Origin of the sequence: Streptococcus periodonticum (assembly GCF_003963555.1) — a bacterium.
In the GTDB taxonomy this organism is placed as follows: domain Bacteria; phylum Bacillota; class Bacilli; order Lactobacillales; family Streptococcaceae; genus Streptococcus; species Streptococcus anginosus.
In genome coordinates this window covers 1,313,055-1,331,131 of the sequence record NZ_CP034543.1, presented here as the reverse complement: position 1 = coordinate 1,331,131, position 18,077 = coordinate 1,313,055, and the positions used below count along the sequence as shown (strand labels likewise).

General features: G+C 37.2%; 18 protein-coding genes. 13 read left to right on the top strand and 5 right to left on the bottom strand.

Annotated features, from left to right (window positions below):
- The first annotated feature begins 125 nt into the window (after nucleotides 1-125).
- Both EHW89_RS06455 and EHW89_RS06450 read left to right on the top strand, forming a co-directional pair.
- Nucleotides 126-1,034, top strand: a complete 909-nt coding sequence (locus EHW89_RS06455) for a magnesium transporter CorA family protein (protein ID WP_106082617.1) — start codon at nucleotides 126-128, stop codon at nucleotides 1,032-1,034.
- Between the two features lie 319 nt (nucleotides 1,035-1,353).
- Nucleotides 1,354-2,910 (top strand): DEAD/DEAH box helicase, encoded by a 1,557-nt coding sequence (locus EHW89_RS06450; RefSeq protein WP_126467412.1) that lies wholly within the window; start codon nucleotides 1,354-1,356, stop codon nucleotides 2,908-2,910.
- A gap of 64 nt (nucleotides 2,911-2,974) precedes the next feature.
- On the opposite strand, the gene lacD is transcribed toward EHW89_RS06450, so the two are convergent.
- The gene (gene lacD / locus EHW89_RS06445; protein ID WP_126467410.1) at nucleotides 2,975-3,925 is read right to left on the bottom strand and encodes a tagatose-bisphosphate aldolase; all 951 of its coding nucleotides are present in this window, start codon (nucleotides 3,923-3,925) and stop codon (nucleotides 2,975-2,977) included.
- A 170-nt stretch (nucleotides 3,926-4,095) separates the two neighbouring features.
- Here lacD and EHW89_RS06440 point away from each other — a divergent pair, with 170 nt between their 5' ends.
- A complete protein-coding gene (locus EHW89_RS06440) occupies nucleotides 4,096-4,842 on the top strand; it encodes a DeoR/GlpR family DNA-binding transcription regulator (protein ID WP_003023761.1) in 747 nt (248 codons plus the stop codon).
- Between the two features lie 135 nt (nucleotides 4,843-4,977).
- Here the strand turns inward: EHW89_RS06440 and lacB are convergent, their stop codons facing one another.
- Together lacB and lacA are read right to left on the bottom strand one after the other, a co-directional pair.
- Complete coding sequence (gene lacB / locus EHW89_RS06435; protein WP_126467408.1) at nucleotides 4,978-5,496, bottom strand: galactose-6-phosphate isomerase subunit LacB; 519 nt, start codon at nucleotides 5,494-5,496, stop codon at nucleotides 4,978-4,980.
- A gap of 18 nt (nucleotides 5,497-5,514) precedes the next feature.
- Complete coding sequence (lacA, locus tag EHW89_RS06430) at nucleotides 5,515-5,946, bottom strand: galactose-6-phosphate isomerase subunit LacA (protein WP_022526652.1); 432 nt, start codon at nucleotides 5,944-5,946, stop codon at nucleotides 5,515-5,517.
- Between the two features lie 165 nt (nucleotides 5,947-6,111).
- Between lacA and EHW89_RS06425 the strand changes: the two genes are divergently transcribed.
- From EHW89_RS06425 to EHW89_RS06380, 10 genes are all read left to right on the top strand, one after another.
- Nucleotides 6,112-6,591 (top strand): PTS sugar transporter subunit IIA, encoded by a 480-nt coding sequence (locus tag EHW89_RS06425; protein ID WP_003023767.1) that lies wholly within the window; start codon nucleotides 6,112-6,114, stop codon nucleotides 6,589-6,591.
- Between the two features lie 17 nt (nucleotides 6,592-6,608).
- A complete protein-coding gene (locus tag EHW89_RS06420; RefSeq protein ID WP_003023769.1) occupies nucleotides 6,609-6,914 on the top strand; it encodes a PTS sugar transporter subunit IIB in 306 nt (101 codons plus the stop codon).
- A 130-nt stretch (nucleotides 6,915-7,044) separates the two neighbouring features.
- Nucleotides 7,045-8,520, top strand: a complete 1,476-nt coding sequence (locus tag EHW89_RS06415; RefSeq protein ID WP_003036213.1) for a PTS galactitol transporter subunit IIC — start codon at nucleotides 7,045-7,047, stop codon at nucleotides 8,518-8,520.
- Nucleotides 8,521-8,598: 78 nt separating this feature from the next.
- A complete protein-coding gene (locus EHW89_RS06410) occupies nucleotides 8,599-9,531 on the top strand; it encodes a 1-phosphofructokinase family hexose kinase (protein WP_126467406.1) in 933 nt (310 codons plus the stop codon).
- Nucleotides 9,532-9,629: 98 nt separating this feature from the next.
- Nucleotides 9,630-10,163 carry an isoprenylcysteine carboxyl methyltransferase family protein gene (locus EHW89_RS06405; protein WP_126467404.1) on the top strand — a complete coding sequence of 178 codons (534 nt, stop codon included), beginning with the start codon at nucleotides 9,630-9,632 and terminating at the stop codon, nucleotides 10,161-10,163.
- Between the two features lie 254 nt (nucleotides 10,164-10,417).
- Nucleotides 10,418-11,254: a PRD domain-containing protein gene (locus EHW89_RS06400; protein ID WP_021001915.1), complete on the top strand. Its 837-nt coding sequence runs from the start codon at nucleotides 10,418-10,420 to the stop codon at nucleotides 11,252-11,254.
- A 10-nt stretch (nucleotides 11,255-11,264) separates the two neighbouring features.
- Nucleotides 11,265-12,665, top strand: coding sequence for a 6-phospho-beta-galactosidase (gene lacG, locus EHW89_RS06395; RefSeq protein WP_022526657.1), 1,401 nt, complete (start codon nucleotides 11,265-11,267; stop codon nucleotides 12,663-12,665).
- A gap of 13 nt (nucleotides 12,666-12,678) precedes the next feature.
- Nucleotides 12,679-13,002, top strand: coding sequence for a PTS lactose/cellobiose transporter subunit IIA (locus tag EHW89_RS06390; RefSeq protein WP_003030041.1), 324 nt, complete (start codon nucleotides 12,679-12,681; stop codon nucleotides 13,000-13,002).
- A gap of 4 nt (nucleotides 13,003-13,006) precedes the next feature.
- Nucleotides 13,007-14,662: a PTS lactose transporter subunit IIBC gene (locus EHW89_RS06385; RefSeq protein WP_126467402.1), complete on the top strand. Its 1,656-nt coding sequence runs from the start codon at nucleotides 13,007-13,009 to the stop codon at nucleotides 14,660-14,662.
- Between the two features lie 112 nt (nucleotides 14,663-14,774).
- Complete coding sequence (locus EHW89_RS06380) at nucleotides 14,775-17,003, top strand: glycosyl hydrolase 53 family protein (RefSeq protein ID WP_126467400.1); 2,229 nt, start codon at nucleotides 14,775-14,777, stop codon at nucleotides 17,001-17,003.
- A gap of 34 nt (nucleotides 17,004-17,037) precedes the next feature.
- Here the strand turns inward: EHW89_RS06380 and EHW89_RS06375 are convergent, their stop codons facing one another.
- Both EHW89_RS06375 and EHW89_RS06370 read right to left on the bottom strand, forming a co-directional pair.
- Nucleotides 17,038-17,295, bottom strand: coding sequence for a GIY-YIG nuclease family protein (locus EHW89_RS06375; protein WP_022526317.1), 258 nt, complete (start codon nucleotides 17,293-17,295; stop codon nucleotides 17,038-17,040).
- On the bottom strand, nucleotides 17,285-18,031 hold the full coding sequence (locus EHW89_RS06370; RefSeq protein ID WP_022526316.1) for a tRNA1(Val) (adenine(37)-N6)-methyltransferase: 747 nt from the start codon (nucleotides 18,029-18,031) through the stop codon (nucleotides 17,285-17,287). The genes EHW89_RS06375 and EHW89_RS06370 overlap by 11 nt, the downstream gene beginning before the upstream one ends.
- Nucleotides 18,032-18,077 lie beyond the last annotated feature (46 nt).

The following is an 18,077-nucleotide window of genomic DNA, read 5'->3' as shown; positions in this document are numbered from 1 at the left end:
TGGGTTAAGTGAGTTCGTTTGTTAGCATATCAAGCATTAGATAAAGAAGTGCAATAACGATTGATGAAGGATTGAGCGTTTTTCTCAATCCTTTAGATTATTTAAAGTCAAGAAAGGAGAAAAGGGTGTTTATTGAAAAAGAGTTGAAAAATGGAATGTCTTGGATAAACTTAGATGCAGATATTTTAAGTCAACATCCAGATTCTTATAAGGAATACAATATTGATGAAGAAACGATTGAGTATGCGTTAGATAAAAATGAACGAGCGCACATGGACTACAATCGTGAGACAGGAACAGTCGTTTTTATTTTCAACGTATTAAACTTAAAAAGGGATAAGGACTATTATGAAACTATTCCTATGACCTTTATTGTACAGAAAGATAAACTCTTAACAGTCAGCAATCGAGCAAATACTTATGTTGTAGACATGATGAAAAACTATATTGAATATCATGAACCTGTGACGGTGTACAAATTTCTATTTGCTAGTTTAGAATTAGTGTGCAATTCTTATTATCCTGTTATCGAAAAAATGGATGAGACAAAGGATCATATCAATCAGTTATTGCACAAAACGACCACCAAGAAAAATCTCTTTGCTTTAGCAGACTTAGAAACTTCCATAGTCTATTTGGTAGCAGCTGCAAAGCAAAATCGTATGCTGTTAGAGCACATTAAAGGACATGCAATTTATCGCCATTTAGATGAGATTGAAAAAGAGCAGTTTGACGATGTCATGATTGAAGCTCGCCAATTAGTAGCAATGACAGACTTGATTTCTCAAGTTCTCAGTCAACTATCTGGTTCCTACAATAACATTTTGAACAATAATCTAAATGATAATTTAACCGTTTTAACAATCATTTCAGTCCTTTTAGCAGTCCTTGCAGTTATTACGGGATTCTTTGGCATGAATGTGCCACTTCCATTGTCTAATGATAAAAATGCTTGGATTTATATTGTTGTTATTAGTCTCGTTCTGTGGGTTGTATTGACCAAAGCTTTAAAATGGCTGGCCAATAAAAAGTAAAACACGCCAAGCGCATGAAGAAATTATCGTTTTCAATTAGCGTGTTTTCACGATAAATATCACTTTTTAAGTATAATTTATGCTATAATTCATTCAAAATGAATGTATTTAGTTTTAATTGGTAAATCTGTTTGAAAATTTTTTTGAAAAATGCATGTATTCCGGAAAAAAGGGTTACATGCATTTTCTTCATGCGTACGGCGTGGAAGTAAAAAATAAAACCTATCTTTTTATCATTCTTTGTGTTATACTAGATAGGTTGCAAATAACTATGTTTTATAAGGTAGCTTCGCACTGCCTTTTTAGAAAGAAGAAAAAATTGAAATTTAATGAATTACATTTATCTGCTGAATTGTTAGCAGAAATTGACAAAGCGGGCTTTGTGGAAGCCAGCCCAATCCAAGAACAAACAATCCCGCTTGCTATGGCAGGAAAAGATGTGATTGGACAAGCTCAGACTGGTACAGGAAAGACAGCCGCTTTTGGTTTTCCGACTCTTGAAAAAATTAACACAGAAAATCCTATTGTTCAGGCTTTAGTCATTGCACCAACTCGTGAATTAGCTGTCCAAAGTCAAGAGGAACTCTTCCGCTTTGGTCGAAGCAAAGGTGTGAAAGTCCGTTCTGTTTATGGCGGATCCAGCATTGAAAAGCAAATCAAGGCTCTCCGTTCAGGTGCGCACATTGTTGTTGGAACTCCAGGACGTTTATTAGACCTCATTAAGCGCAAAGCACTGAAACTCAATCATGTAGAAACGCTTATTTTAGACGAAGCGGATGAAATGCTCAATATGGGTTTCTTAGAAGACATTGAAGCAATCATCTCACGCGTGCCGGAAGAGCGTCAGACTCTTCTCTTTTCAGCTACTATGCCAGATGCTATCAAGCGGATTGGCATGAAGTTTATGAAAGAGCCAACACATGTCAAAATTGCAGCAAAAGAATTGACAACAGAACTGGTGGATCAATATTATATCCGTGTAAAAGAAAATGAAAAATTTGATACCATGACACGTCTAATGGATGTGGAACAACCAGAACTTTCTATCGTTTTTGGGCGTACCAAACGCCGAGTTGATGAATTGACTCGTGGGCTTAAAATCCGTGGTTTCCGCGTAGAGGGGATTCATGGTGATTTAGACCAAGGAAAACGTCTCCGTGTTCTTCGCGACTTTAAAAACGGAAATTTAGATGTTCTTGTTGCGACAGACGTTGCTGCGCGTGGTTTGGATATTTCTGGTGTTACACATGTTTACAATTATGACATTCCACAAGACCCAGAAAGTTATGTACACCGTATTGGGCGGACAGGTCGTGCTGGAAAATCTGGTCAGTCCATTACATTTGTTGCACCAAATGAAATGGGTTATCTTCAAATCATTGAAAGTTTGACCAAAAAACGTATGAAAGGCATGAAACCAGCCACTGCAGAAGAAGCCTTTCAAGCTAAGAAAAAAGTTGCACTTAAAAAGATTGAGCGAGATTTTGCGGATGAAAACATTCGCAACCAATTTGAAAAGTTTGGCAAAGACGCTCGCAAGTTGGCAACTGAATTTACACCGGAAGAATTGGCTTTATATATATTGACCTTAACCGTACAAGATCCAGACACTCTACCAGAGGTAGAAATCGCGCGTGAAAAGCCATTACCATTTAAGTATGTTCCGGGAGCTAATAAAGGCAATCGTAACAACAAAAATGGGCGTCGTAGTAATGATCGTCGTGACCGTACTAATGGGCGTGACAATTACAAAAAGGGTGGTCGTCACGATCGCTTTGACAAAGAAAAACGTTATCGCAAAGACCACAAAAAACCTCGCAATACTTCAAGTGAGAAGAAAACAGGTTTTGTCATCCGTAATAAAGGTGATAAGTAATTATACAATAATAAAAAGGCGAATAGCAATTCGTCTTTTTATGTTTTTATAAGGAGATACAAAGTTATTTAAATACAATAGGCGTAGCAGTCTCTTGGAGAACTGCATCTAATTCAACAATATTTTGTTTACCTATTGTTTCAAGCCATTTAATTGTAGCAGCTTCGCCACCTTCTTGATAGGCTTTGGTAGCACCAGCCCAAGTTGCACGGCCACAAAGGACACCGTTGAAAGTTGAGCCGGATTCCTTAGCAAAGCGAAGTGTATCTTGGAAAAGCTGTGCCGATACTCCAGCAGATAAGAAAATAAATGGAAGAGAAGTTGCATCACTTTGTTCTTTGTAGAAGGCAGCAGCTTCTTCTTTGGTGTAAAGAACTTCATTTTCTGCGAATCCTTCAACATATTTCATATTGACTGGAACTTCAACTTTGAGAACATCTACGCCAAATCGTTCTTGTGAGTAAAGCTTCATTGCTTCAATGACTTTGCGAGGTTTGAGTTTAGCATATTCTTTTTCATCTGTCACATTGGCGTCATAAGAAACCAACTCAAGGAAAAATGGCATGTCTTCTGCTTTACATTCAGAAGCAATCCGTTCGATAAAGGCTTCTTTGACGTCATTGACTGTTCTATCTTCGTCAACATCTATATAGAGTAAGACTTTCACAGCATCAGCACCGTTTGCTTTGAGACGTTGGACGGAGATATTTTCAACGAGGTCAGGATAGCGACCGGGAACAGTTTTGTCATAACCTGTTTTTTCATAGGCAACTAATAATCCAGCGTTTTTATCACGAGCTTCCGCCGCTTTCCAACCTAACTCTGGATCAAGAAGGATAGAAGAAGCGTATTTTGTTAAGTATTTCGAAACTAGCACTTTAAAGGTTTCCAATTGCTCAACTGGAGTATCTTCACCAAGCATGCGACGCAAAGCTCCTCGTTGATCAATAGCTAAAGCGCCGATAATTCCGTTTTTATCACATAAACGTTTTAATTTTTCTTGTTTTGTTGTCATCTTTAGACTCCTTTTGTTTTGTATAGTTTAATTATAGAACACAAATAAAACAAAGTCAAACAATATTTTACAAAAATCAAAAAAATATTGTTTTTAATTTTTCAAAATGAATAAATTGTTGTATAATATATTTGAGGAATAAAATTATATAAAACTAGAAAGGAGATAAAATGAAAGAAGGACGGCATAGAGTGATTCTCCAAGAATTGGATCAGCAAGGAGTGGTTTCTGTCAAGAAATTAAAAGAGTTACTAGATGTAACAGATATGACGATACGTCGTGATTTGATTGATTTGGAAAAGCAAGGCTTGTTGACTCGTGTTCATGGAGGAGCTCACAAAAAAGTAAAAAATGGCTTGAATGAAGCCTCCCATACTGAAAAAACGATGTTAAATATTGAAGAAAAACGAACAATTGCTCAAAAATGTGCCAATTTGATTTTTTCTGGTGATACAGTTTTTATCGGTTCGGGAACAACGACGGATTTTATCGGAGATTATTTGGCTGATAAAAGTGTGAGTATTGTGACAAATTCGCTTCCTATTTTTGAAAAATTAAAAGATAATCCCAATTGTGATATTATCCTGATTGGTGGTCGTTATCGGGTGAAGACACAAACGTTTGTCGGACAATTTGCTAATAAATTATTGAAAGAAATCAAAGTTTCTAAAGCATTTATTGGTGTCAATGGAATTGACGGTCATAATGTCACGACTGCCAATGAAGAAGAAGGAAATGGCAATGCCATTATCTTGAACAATGCGATTGAAAAGTACATTGTGGCGGATAATAGCAAATTTGATAGCTATTCTTTCTATTGTTTCTATCAGTTGGATGATTTGGATGCAGTAATCACAGATGATCATATCTCACCAAAGGTCAAGGAAAAGTATAAATCATATACAAATGTTTTATAGTTAATATTTTAATCACCTGTTCATAGAGGAGCAGGTGATTTTTGTTTTGTATCTTTCGTGCGGTATTGACACATCCTATTAAAAAACAGGCCTCGTCCATATTAGACTGAGCCTGATTTTCTGAGTATTGAGTTTTTAGTCGTGGTATTCACCGCGAGCCCATTTAGCATTTTCTTCATCGAAAATATGGTCATTTTCAGCGATTTCAGGGCTAACTTCAATGCTATTATCGATTTTTTCAATCAATTGTTTGTTGGCTTCTGTTGGTTCGTACTCTGTTTCAAGAAAGACATCAACGATATTGTGAATAAGATTTTGACCAAGAATACGTCCACCAAAAGCGATGATATTTGCATTGAGTTCTTTCTTTGCATAGCGTGCGGTTAGAACGTCACCAACAAGAACTACACGAGTACCGGGAACTTTGTCAGCAGAAGCAGAAATACCGACTCCTGTACCGCAAAGGGCAATTCCAAGATCAGCTTTTCCTGAAACAACATTTTCTGCAATCAGACGACCAAAGATTGGGTAATGAGTCCGGTGAAAGTCATAGGTTCCGACATCAATGACTTCATGACCGAGGTCTTTTAAATGTTCAGAAATTTTCATTTTTGTATCTGTTACGATATGGTCACAGCCAAGAGCGATTTTCATAATTTTTCCTCCTACCCTTTAACATAATTTATTAAGCATATCAATGCGAACTTGGTGGCGTCCAGCATCATAGTCAGCTTTTAAATAAGCTTCTGCACAGGCGTTTGCCAATTCTTCACCGAGAATAGCTGCACCGAGAGTGATAATGCGTGTAGAATTGTGGCGAATGGTCATCATAGCAGAATGCTCATCTGAAACAGCAGCACAAATGATGCCACGGTGTTTATTTGCAACCATATAGGAACCAACTGCAAAGCGATCAAACAAAATACCACGGGCAGTATCATCTTTTCGCAATTCTTCAATAAGAGCGTCTGCCGAGTCGACAAAATCAGCAGCACCTTCTTGTTCGTTGAGATCTTTAATGTCATAACCAAGTTGGAGTAAATGAGTTTTTACTTTATTTTTTAACTCAAAACCATCACGGTCTGTACCTAGTATAACTTTCATTGTTATACCTCCTTTTTTTATTTCACAACAACATCATAACATCTCGCGCAAATATTGTCAAACAAAAAATAACATAAAAAAAACAAAACAAACTATTGACATCGTTTACATATAATGATATACTTTGCTTATAAACAAAATAGAACAAAATAGAAGGAGGCTATGATGGAACTTTATCAGTTGTTCGATAAAGATTTAGTCTTTTGTCTGCATGCTGACAGTCAAGAAGAGCTTTTCAATCAGGTTGCGAATCTCCTTGAGGAGAGACACATTGTAACGTCTTCTTATAAAGACGCCTTGATTGAGCGAGAGAAGTCCTTTCCTACGGGGCTGGACATGGAATTTTTAGGGAAAGATTTGCCGAATGTAGCAATTCCGCATACGGATATTGTCCATAATTTAGCAGAAAAGGTGGTTGTAGTCCGCTTAGATCAGCCGGTGACTTTTCATAATATGATTGTTCCGTCAAATGAAGTACAAGTATCGCTTTTGTTCTTCATTATCAATAATTCTAATGCCAGTCAAACGAATATCTTGGCTCAATTGATGGATTTTTTTACTGCTGACGGCAACCTAGAGTCCTTATCCGAGCTGGATGAGGCAGATAAACTATTTCACTATATATCAGAAACAATAAATCATTAAAAATGGAGGATTTTACAATGATTAAAATTTTAGCAGCTTGCGGAGCAGGAGTAAACTCAAGCCACCAAATCAAAAATGCTCTTGAAGAAGAACTTTCAAATCGTGGCTATGATGTCCAATGCGATGCGGTAATGGTCAAAGATGTGAATGAAGACTTGATAAAAGGTTATGATATTTTCACACCAATAGCAGCCACAGATTTGGGATTTGAACCGGGAATTCCTGTTATTGAAGCAGGACCAATTTTATTCCGTATTCCAGCCATGAGTGCACCAGTATATGATAATATTGAAGCAGCTATTAAGGAACATGGACTTAGTTAAAGTAATTCATTAGAAAAAAACAAGAAAATGAAAAATTGAAATGCTAGATAAAAACAATTTTTATCTACTGAAATAGTTATTTCACTTTTTGTTCACTATCATTCAAAAAATAAAATCGGGAGGATTTTTTATGAATGTCATTATTGACTTAGCGAATCGCTTCTTTAAACCCATTTTGGATATGGGTGCACCAATTATCATGTTGATAGTCTTGACGGTGCTTGCTTTATGCTTTGGAGTGAAGTTTTCCAAAGCCTTGGAAGGTGGTATTAAACTTGCCATAGCTCTTACGGGTATTGGTGCCATTATCGGTATGTTAAATGGTGCTTTCTCGGCTTCACTTGCGAAATTCGTTGAAAATACAGGAATTCAACTCAATATTACAGACGTTGGTTGGGCACCATTGGCGACGATTACATGGGGTTCTGCTTGGACGCTTTACTTCTTACTCATTATGCTCATCGTCAATGTTGTGATGTTAATTACGAAAAAAACGGATACCTTAGATGTTGATATTTTTGATATTTGGCATTTATCAATTACAGGTCTATTGATTAAATGGTATGCGGATAATAATGGTGTTAGCCAAGGAGTGTCGCTCTTTGTAGCAACGCTTGCAGTCGTACTTGTCGGAGTAATGAAAATTATTAACTCTGACTTAATGAAACCAACATTTGATGACTTGCTTAATGCGCCTAGCTCATCACCAATGACCTCTACTCACATGAACTACATGATGAATCCAGTTATCATGGTTTTGGATAAGATTTTTGATAAATTCTTCCCTTGGTTGGATAAATATGACTTTGACGCTGCAAAATTGAATAAGAAAATTGGTTTCTGGGGCTCTAAATTCTTCATTGGATTTATCCTTGGGATTGTAATTGGGATTATGGGAACGCCGCATCCAGTATCTGGCGTTGCCGAAGCAGCAAAATGGTCACTTGTTATCAAAGGTTGGTTATCTCTTGGTTTGACAGCTGGTGTCTGCTTGGAATTGTTCTCACTTATTGGTTCTTGGTTCATCGCAGCAGTAGAACCTCTTTCACAAGGAATTACAAATGTTGCAACAAAACATCTTCAAGGACGTAAATTCAATATTGGACTTGACTGGCCATTTATCGCAGGTCGTGCAGAAATCTGGGCATGTGCCAATGTTTTAGCACCAATTATGCTAGTAGAAGCAGTCCTTCTTTCTAAAGTCGGAAATGGTATTTTGCCACTTGCTGGGATTATTGCAATGGGTGTTACTCCAGCACTTCTGGTTGTTACACGCGGTAAGCTTATCCGAATGATTGTATTTGGAACTTTGTTGCTTCCGCTCTTCCTTCTATCTGGAACACTTATTGCGCCATTTGTTACGGACTTAGCGAAAGGCGTAGATGCATTTCCTAAGGGGGTAGCTAGCACACAATTGATTACCCACTCTACTCTTGAAGGTCCAATTGAAAAATTACTTGGTTGGACAATCGGAAATGCTACAACAGGCGATATCAAAGCTATCTTTGGTGTTATTGTCTTTCTAGTGTTCTATATTGGTATCTTTGCTTGGTATAGAAAACAAATGATTAAGCGAAATGAAGAATACGCTACAAATGCAAAATAGAATAATAAGATAACAATAAGCTGGACTATTCCTTTTGAAATAGTCTGGCTTTTGATTGAAAAAAAGAAAGGAAGAAACATGATCCATTTAGTTTGTCCAAATCCAGCTTTGGATCGGACAGTTTTACTTAGTCATTTTAAAGAAGATGTGGTCAACCGATCAAGTCAAGTTCACGAGAATGCTGGTGGGAAAAGTTTTAATGTTGCTTATGTCCTGAATTGCGAGAAAGGCGAAGAGCAAGGAAATTTTTGCATTCATACAATGTTAGGTGGCAAAATGGGCGAATATATTCAACAATTAAATGAAGAAGACGGTATTCCGCTCGTTGTGACAGAAGTTGATAAAAATACGCGTACTTGTACAATTATGATTGATACAGAATTAGGAAAGACCTATCTTGTGTATGAAGCGGGATTTGAGCTGAATAAGGATTTATTAGAACAATTCACTGCAAATCTTATAAAGTGCATTCAATCTGGCGATAGCGTTGTGTTTTCTGGCTCTTTGATGAAAGGGATGCCAGATGATTATATTGCACAAATTGGTCGTCTTTTGCCAGAGGATGTGAATTTAGTAGTAGACACAAGCGGTGCCGCACTAAAAGCAGCTTTTTCAGCACAACCTGACATTGTAAAAATCAACGATGAAGAATTGGCAGAATTAACAGGATATCCAGTTGAAACTGCAGAAGAAGCAGCAAAACTTCTCAAAGAATATGATGAAATTCCCTATTTCATTGTGACAATGGGAGGAAAAGGAGTCGTCGCACGCCTACAGGATGATGTTTTCCAACTGACGTTTCCAACAATTCATGTTAAAAATCCTATTGCGTCAGGCGACTTTTTCCTTGGAAGTCTCTGCCATGCTTTAGAAAGTAAGGGGAGAGTTGATAGAGAGGCTGTCATTCGTGCCTGTGCTTATGCAACAGCTAACTGCCTGCAATGGACTCCAAAAGTAGATCCAGCCGATGTAAAACGAATTGTAGACGAAATCGAACTAACAACTTTGTAAATTCTTTCTACAGTTTATATGATATTTTTTGAATGTATTGACTTAGGAAATCCCCTCTTTATATAATAAAATAGATTATTTTATTATAAGGAGGTCGTATGACTTTATCAGGACTTATTGTTTTAGCGGTATTTATATTTCGGTTGGTATTTCTAAAAATATCGATGAAGAATGAGAAAGCGATATTGGCAAATGGTGGGCGTGAATATGGCGTGCAAAATACCAAGTATATCACTATTCTTCACATTTTATTTTACCTTTCTTGCTTTGCCGAAGCTACGATACGTCAGGTTCGGTTTGACGCACTTAGTGCTATAGGTTTGGGGCTATTGCTATTTTCAATGTTTATGCTCTATGTTGTGACGCAATTATTAGGGGACATTTGGACAGTGAAATTGATGCTTGTAAACGATCATAAGTTTGTCGATCATTGGCTTTTCCGCTATGTGAAACACCCAAATTATTTCTTGAATATCGTTCCAGAGTTGATTGGTTTAGCATTACTTTGTCATGCACTAATTTCATTTTGTATTCTATTTCCTCTGTATGCGGTAGTTTTGTATAATCGCATCAAGGAAGAAGAGAAACTGCTCAAAGAAGTCATTATCCCAAATGGTATTGCGCAGAAGTAAGTTATTTTTTTAAGTGTAGAATGAAAGATTTTAAATTTATACAAATTATCCATTTTGTATAAATTTTTAAAAAATAAAGTAAGAAAGGGTTTACAAAAGTTTGGAAATGTGTTAAACTCTATTCATAAAGTTAAATAAAACATGGATTGTAACTAAGAAATTAGGCGAGACCATAAATGACCCAAGTAAAAAATCTTGGTTTGTTTATGGTTTTTTTATGTTTTACAAAAATATTGTTAGAAAGGAGGACACAAATGTTTCGAATTGTCCAGCCACTAAATAATAATGTTGCGGTGGTCAAAAATGAAAGTGGTGAACAGGCTGTTGTCATGGGGCTCGGTATCATTTTTAAAAAGAAAAAAGGGGATTTGCTGGCAGAAGAACGAGTAGAAAAAGTCTTTCAACTAAAAAGTGAAGAATCGCGCGAAAACTTTTCTGCTTTGTTAAAAGATGTTCCCTTGGACTTTATCACGACTAGTTATGAAATTATTGATTATGGTATTCAACAGTTCCAATTTCCAGTTCAAGAGTACATCTATGTAACTTTGACAGATCATATTTATTGTAGTTATCAAGCGCTGCAAAGAAATACTTATAAAAGCAACCACTTGCCGGATATGTCGGAGCAATATCCGACGGAGTACAAAATTGCTGAGCATGCTTTGGTGATTTTAAAAGAAAAATTGGATGTGGATTTTCCAAAAGATGAGATTGGGCGGTTGGCCTTACAGTTTATCAATGCGAAAGGCGAAGATGTCGTGATTAGTAAAGATGAACAAACACTGACCCGACAAATGATTGCTTTGGTGCAAGAGGAGCTCTTAAAACATGGTATTAAGCGGACGAAAAAGAATAGTAATTTTTATGATCGTTTAATGATTCATTTGACGTACTTTATTGAGCGTTTGGATCAAGATGACAGTGATTCAAAAGTTTCCATGAAGAATTTAGAAGAACATATCAAAAAGGATTATCCAGAAGCCTATCAAATTGGCGAAGATATTTATGAAGTCATTCGTCAGCATTTGGGTGGAGGGCTTCATCCAAATGAAAAGGTGTATTTGGTGATTCATATTCAAAGATTATTGTAAAGGAGAAGACATGTTTCAATTACCAGAAGATTTTATTTTTGGCGGTGCAACAGCTGCTTATCAAGTAGAAGGAGCTACAAAAGAAGGTGGAAAAGGTCCGGTCGCTTGGGATGAATTTTTAGAAAAACAAGGACGATTTTTAGCAGATCCGGCTAGTGATTTCTATCATCAATACCCAAAAGATATTGAGCTGTGTGAGAAGTTTGGTGTCAATGGTTTGCGCTTGTCTATTGCTTGGAGTCGGATTTTTCCGAATGGACGTGGTGAAGTGAACCAAGAAGGAGTAGATTTTTATCACCGTGTGTTTGCTGAATGTGCGAAACACCACGTCCTGCCATTTGTTACACTGCATCACTTTGATACTCCGAAAGTTTTGTTTGATCAAGGTGATTTTCTCAATCGTGATACGATTGAAGCGTTTGTGGAATATGCTGAATTTTGTTTTCAAGAATTTCCAGAGGTTCATCATTGGAGCACTTTTAACGAAATTTATCCTGTTGCGACCAATCAATACTTGCTCGGTGTCTTTCCTCCGGGGATTCAGTATGATTTGAGTAAGGTGATTCAATGCCTGCACAATATGATGTACGCGCATGCGCGTGTAGTAAATCTTTTCAAGGAGAAGGGTTACCTTGGTGAAATTGGAGTGGTGCATTCTTTGGAAACAAAATATCCAGCAACAGACAGCGAAGAAGATAAGCATGCAGCTTTTCTGGATGATGCGCTTTCTATTCGTTTCTTGCTAGACGCTACTTATCTAGGTTATTATTCAAACGAAACAATGGAAGCTCTTAATGAAATTTGCGCTGCTAACAATGCTAGTTATGAATTCCTTGAAAGTGACTTTGAAGAAATGAAAAAAGCTAGTCACCGAAATGATTATCTTGGAATCAACCATTATCAATGTCATTTTGTTAAGGCTTATCAGGGCGAATCAATTATTCATCATAATGGAACGGGTGATAAAGGCACTTCAGTTTATAAAGTGCAAGGCATTGGAGAACGGATTTACAAGGAAGGGATTGAACGAACAGACTGGGATTGGATTATTTACCCAGAAGGTTTGTATGACCTTTTATTGAGAATTAAGAAAGACTATCCACATTATCAAAAGATTTATATTACTGAAAATGGAATGGGCTATAAAGACGAGTTTGACAATGGTATCGTCATGGATAAGCCACGGATTGATTATTTGAAAGTGTATTTGCAATCTCTAAGCAAAGCTATTGATGCTGGTGTTGTGGTAAAAGGGTATTTTCTTTGGTCTTTAATGGATGTTTTCTCATGGTCAAATGGCTACAATAAGCGCTATGGCTTGTTTTACGTTGATTTTGAAACTCAAAAGCGTTACCCTAAGGAATCAGCTTATTGGTACAAGCATGTTAGTGAAACAAAGATTGTGATTTAAGAAGGGAGATAAGATGAATAAAAACGAATTACAAATGTTAGGATTTGAAATCGTAGCTTATTCGGGGGATGCACGTAGTTGTTTACTGAATTTGCTGAAAGAGGTTCGTCAAGGTAATTTTACAAATGTAGATGCTGCTTTAAAAGAAGCAGATGAAAATTTAAATTTAGCCCACAATTCACAAACGCAGATTTTAGCACAAGAGGCAGCTGGGGAAGATTTAGATTTAGGATTTATCTTTATTCACGGTCAAGATCATTTGATGACGACATTATTGTTAAAAGAATTGATCGTAGATTTTATTGAATTATATAAAAATCAATACAAGGAGGACTAATTCCATGAACGGAATTATCAAACAAATCGAGAAAGGAAAACCTTTCTTTGAAAAAATATCACGCAATATTTATCTGGGTGCTATTCGTGACGGTTTTTTAGCCGCCATGCCTGCAATTTTATTCTCAAGTATTTTTATCTTGCTAGCAGCAATTCCAGAAATTTTTGGATTTAAGTTGCCAAATGATGTTTCCACCTGGCTTTGGAAAGTATATGGCTATTCTATGGGTGTAGTAGCTATTCTCGTGTCTGCTACGACCGCTCTTTGTTTGTCAGAATCAATGAACCGCAATATGCCGACCAACAAGACTATCAATTCGGTTTCTGTTATGTTGGCTTCCATTGTGAGCTTCCTCCTTTTAAGTGTGGATCAAATTGAAAACGGTTTAGCCAATGGCTACATGGGAACAAAAGGGATTTTAGCGGCTTTTGTAGCAGCTTTTATCACGGTGAATGTTTATAAATTCTGTGTATTGAAAGACATTACTATTAAGATGCCAAAAGAAGTTCCTGGAACAATTTCTCAAACTTTCCGTGACGTCTTTCCATTTTCATTTGCAGTATTTGCTGCTGTTCTGATTGATACAATCGTACGTTATTTCTTTGGGCATTCGTTTGCAGAAGCTGTTATCACACTTCTCCAACCTTTGTTTACCGCAGCTGATGGCTATTTAGGAATTTCAATTATTTGGGGAGCAATGGCGCTCTTCTGGTTTGTTGGTGTGCATGGTCCTTCAATTGTAGAACCAGCTATTGTCGCGATTATTTATGCAAATGTGGAAACAAATTTACAGTTGGTAAAAGCAGGTCATCATGCTTCAAACGTGTTGACAGTTGGGCTTGGAAACTTCGTTGGCACAATGGGTGGTACAGGTGCAACATTGGTTGTTCCATTCCTCTTCATGCTCTTTGCAAAATCTAAGCAATTAAAAGCTGTCGGAAAAGCTTCCTTTGTTCCGGTTTGCTTTGCAGTCAATGAGCCATTGTTGTTTGCAACACCGATTATTTTAAATCCTTATTTCTTTATTCCATTTTTAATCACTCCAATGATCAATGTTTGTGCTTTCAAGTTCTTTGTTGATGTGTTAGGTATGAACAGTTTTATGTATGTCCTTCCTTGGGCAACACCAGCACCGATTGGCTTGATTTTAGGTACGGGTGCAGGAATCTTATCTATTGTGTTGATGCTGTTGTTGATTGTAGTTGATTCTCTCATCTACCTTCCATTTATCAAAGCGTACGATGATTCATTAGTAGAAGAAGAAGCGAAAAAGGCAGAAGTGATTGAGCTTGAAGAAGCAGCAGAAGCTGAAATAGACGATCAAATTCAAGCGGTTGCAGATGGAAAGCATCATAATATTTTGGTTCTATGTGCCGGTGCAGGGACAAGCGCCATGCTAGCAAATGCACTAACAGAAGGTGCAGCAGAACTAGGCATAGACCTCAGTTCAACAGCTGGTGCTTATGGTTCGCACTACGATATTATGAAAGATTTTGACATGATTGTGCTAGCTCCACAAGTCAATTCTTACTATGAAGATATTAAGAAAGATACGGATAAATTGGGCATCAAACTTGTTGCGACAAAAGGTGCTGAATATATCAAATTGACGCGTGATCCTAAAGGTGCTGTGCAATTCGTTCTTTCGCATTTTGAATAACTAGCCTTCTTATAAAATGTTCGTTTAAAAACTGATAAAACCTATTTCTTGTTTTATCAGTTTTTTAAAGCGAACACTAAAATATTAAACCAATTAGAAATAGGAAAACTGTATGAAAATAGGATTAAGATTGTCGCTTGTTTTTGCTGCTAGTCTTTGTTTGCTTGGAGGAGTCATTCCTATTAAAGCTAATGAAAATACTAAAATACGTGTTGATAAAGTAGAAAATTTATCATCTGATTTTATCATGGGGACGAATATTTCAACAGTAATTGCTCAAGAAAAAAGTGGTGTAGAGTACAAAGATGAAAATGGAAATATCAAAGATATCTTTGATATTTTGAAAGAAAATTGTGTGAATTACATTCGCGTTAGAGTATGGAATAATCCTTATGATCATAACGGACATGGTTATGGCGCTGGAAATAGCGATATAGAAAAGGCGATTGAGATTGGCAAACGAGCTACAGTACATGGTATGCGGCTACTAGTGGACTTTCATTATTCAGATTTTTGGGCTGATCCAGGACGTCAAGTTCCACCAAAAGATTGGACAAATATGAATGTGTCTGAAAAATCAGAGGCTTTATATCAATACACCAAAGCTAGTCTTGAAAAAATAAAAGCAGCTGGTGTAAATGTAGGAATGGTTCAAGTTGGTAATGAAACAACGAGTAGCGGGATAGCAGGTGAAGCAGGAGAGGAACGCTATCAGTTGTTTGCAGCAGGCGCCAAAGCAGTGCGAGAAGTGGATGCAAGTATACTGATAGCTTTTCATTTTACAAACCCAGATAAAACGGAAACGATACTGAATTACGCAAAAGGTTTATCAGATCACCATATTGATTATGATGTATTTGCTACTAGTTATTATAGCTTTTGGCATGGTAATTTAGATAATCTGACTTCAGTTTTAAAGACAGTAACCGAAAAGTATAGGAAAAAGACACTTGTAGCAGAGACTTCTTATGCCTATACATTAGAAGATGGAGATGGTCAACAAAATGTTATCCGAACACAAAATCAAATGCTGGTAGGTGGCTATCCCGCATCTGTTCAGGGGCAATCGCATGCCTTACGAGATGTCATTGATGCAGCCAATAAAGCAAGTGCATTAGGCATCTTTTATTGGGAACCAGCTTGGACACCGGTTAGTTCCAAAGGAAAAGAAGTAAATACACCTATTTGGGAAAAATACGGTTCGGGCTGGGCTTCTAGTGCCGCCATTGGGTATGATCCAAATGTTAATCAGGAAAATTACGGTGGATCTGAATGGGATAATCAAGCATTGTTTGATTTTACAGGAAAAGCTTTGCCATCACTTGCGACATTTAAATATGTTTATACTGGGTTGAATACAAATCTAAAATATGATAAGAATGAAGAAGCAGAGCTGCAAGAGAGTTTGTTATCAAATTCTAGCTTTGAGGAAGAAGATCTTTCAGATTATACTTTTAACGATTTTATCAAGCGTAGACAAGACACGCCTAAAACAGGCAAGTATGCCATGAATTTCTACAATGGCGCAAACGATTACACAACTGGCATTGAAAGAAAGATAATACTTCCAGCAGGAACTTATCAATTTTCTGCTCAAATTCAAGGTGGTGATACGAATGGCTCTGAAGATATTTATGCTTTTGCTCGTGCTGAGGCAGTAAATGTTCAAAGTGAAAAAGCCAAACTAGCTGGTTGGTCAAATTGGCAGACAGCGAAATTGAACTTTACACTAACAAAAGAGACAGAGGTGACACTGGGAGTATTTGTGAAAGCAAATAAAGGTTCATGGGGAACAATTGACGATTTGCTTTTAACCAGAGAAGGAGTAGATAAGACAAAGTTGGGAACCGCTCTTTCTTCGGCAAAAGAAAAATTAGCGGAAACTATGCATTATACAAAGGATTCACTTGCGAACTTAAAAGAACAAGTAGAAGAGGCGCAAGCTATTTTACAAAAAGATGATGCGACACAAGCAGAGATTGATGCAGAATGTGAAGCATTGCAGACTGCCATTCAAGCCCTTGTACCACTAGAAAATCAATCTTCATCTAATGTTCAGCATGAAGATACCAAAAAAACAAAGGAAAATTCTAATAATAAAGAACAAAAAGGAGAAAACTCCCATGCTGGGTTGACAGATTCTGATTCGTCTAATAAAAATGGGAAGTCTTCTCAAACGAATAGGAACAAGGGAACTTTGCCTACTACAAGTGACAAAAAATTAGCTAAAACCAAAGAATTATTACCAAGTACAGGAACTAGCATGTCATATTTAGCTGGTATCGGTGTTGTTTTTCTGAGCGTATTTGTTGCTGTCATTTCTAAGAAAAATAACCAATAAATCATTGCAAAAAAGTAGAAAGACCTCCCGCTTTCTACTTTTTCTTATCTGCAATATATTCTAATTTTTGTTGTCGTGTTTTTCTTTTAAAGAGGGCTTCGGCTGACATGGCAGAAGGTTTGTCGGGAAATTCTTCTTGATACAAAAGAGTAACAGGTAATCGTGCACGAGTATATTTGGCGCCCTTTCCAGTATTATGTGTATGAAGTCGTTTTTTAACATCAGTCGTGTACCCTGTGTAGAGAGAGCCGTCGGCACATTCCAGAACATACATATAGGCTTTAGTTTCCATAGTAAATCTCATGAATTTCTGGAGTGTAGCTGCCATCTTCATTATGAATGAAAAGCGGTGGCAGGATTTTTAGCCCGTCACGGGAACCATCTTTGATAGCTTCAATGAGGAGCATATTGGCTTCGCGATTTGTCTTTGGGTAAACAAATTGAATGCGTTTTGGTGCTAAATTGTGAGCAGTCATAGTGTCAACAATATCAAGGAATCGTTCGGGACGATGAACTATTGCTAAGCGTCCGTTGGATTTCAAGACCCGTTGGGAAATTTGACAGATTTCTTCCAGATTGGTCGCAATTTCATGCCGTGCAAGTAGATAATGTCGGCTTGCATTGAGATTAGAATGTTCATCCACTTTAAAATAAGGCGGATTGCATAAAATCATGTCCACTTTACTACCGTCGATATAGTGGGTGAGATATTTCAAATCATCCTGAATGACCTGCATTTGGTGGGTTAAGCCATTTAGCTCAATAGAGCGCTCTGCCATATCTGCCAGTCTCTCTTGAATTTCAACTGCTATGATTTGAGCCTTGGTTCGGGTGCTTGCAAAAAGCCCAACGGCACCATTTCCAGCACAAAGATCCACGATAAGACCACGCTTAGGTAAATTTGGAAAGCGAGAGAGGAGCACGCTATCTACTGAGTAGCTAAAGACCTCTCGATTTTGAATAATTTTGACGTCAGTAGAAAAGAGCTGATTGATTCGCTCACCGTCTTTTAAAAGAATTTCTGCCATATATCCTTATTATATCATGATGTAGAGGAAAAGAAGCAACAAAAAT

Coding starts and splice junctions, on each gene's coding strand:
- lacB (WP_126467408.1), bottom strand. CDS start 5,496: ATGAAAATCGCTCTTGGCTGTGACCATATCGTAACAGATACAAAAATG.
- EHW89_RS06380 (WP_126467400.1), top strand. CDS start 14,775: ATGAAAATAGGATTAAGATTGTCGCTTGTTTTTGCTGCTAGTCTTTGT.
- lacG (WP_022526657.1), top strand. CDS start 11,265: ATGTTTCAATTACCAGAAGATTTTATTTTTGGCGGTGCAACAGCTGCT.
- EHW89_RS06410 (WP_126467406.1), top strand. CDS start 8,599: ATGATCCATTTAGTTTGTCCAAATCCAGCTTTGGATCGGACAGTTTTA.
- EHW89_RS06405 (WP_126467404.1), top strand. CDS start 9,630: ATGACTTTATCAGGACTTATTGTTTTAGCGGTATTTATATTTCGGTTG.
- lacA (WP_022526652.1), bottom strand. CDS start 5,946: ATGAAAGTTATACTAGGTACAGACCGTGATGGTTTTGAGTTAAAAAAT.
- EHW89_RS06420 (WP_003023769.1), top strand. CDS start 6,609: ATGATTAAAATTTTAGCAGCTTGCGGAGCAGGAGTAAACTCAAGCCAC.
- lacD (WP_126467410.1), bottom strand. CDS start 3,925: ATGACAACAAAACAAGAAAAATTAAAACGTTTATGTGATAAAAACGGA.
- EHW89_RS06375 (WP_022526317.1), bottom strand. CDS start 17,295: ATGGAAACTAAAGCCTATATGTATGTTCTGGAATGTGCCGACGGCTCT.
- EHW89_RS06425 (WP_003023767.1), top strand. CDS start 6,112: ATGGAACTTTATCAGTTGTTCGATAAAGATTTAGTCTTTTGTCTGCAT.
- EHW89_RS06390 (WP_003030041.1), top strand. CDS start 12,679: ATGAATAAAAACGAATTACAAATGTTAGGATTTGAAATCGTAGCTTAT.
- EHW89_RS06440 (WP_003023761.1), top strand. CDS start 4,096: ATGAAAGAAGGACGGCATAGAGTGATTCTCCAAGAATTGGATCAGCAA.
- EHW89_RS06370 (WP_022526316.1), bottom strand. CDS start 18,031: ATGGCAGAAATTCTTTTAAAAGACGGTGAGCGAATCAATCAGCTCTTT.
- EHW89_RS06400 (WP_021001915.1), top strand. CDS start 10,418: ATGTTTCGAATTGTCCAGCCACTAAATAATAATGTTGCGGTGGTCAAA.
- EHW89_RS06415 (WP_003036213.1), top strand. CDS start 7,045: ATGAATGTCATTATTGACTTAGCGAATCGCTTCTTTAAACCCATTTTG.
- EHW89_RS06385 (WP_126467402.1), top strand. CDS start 13,007: ATGAACGGAATTATCAAACAAATCGAGAAAGGAAAACCTTTCTTTGAA.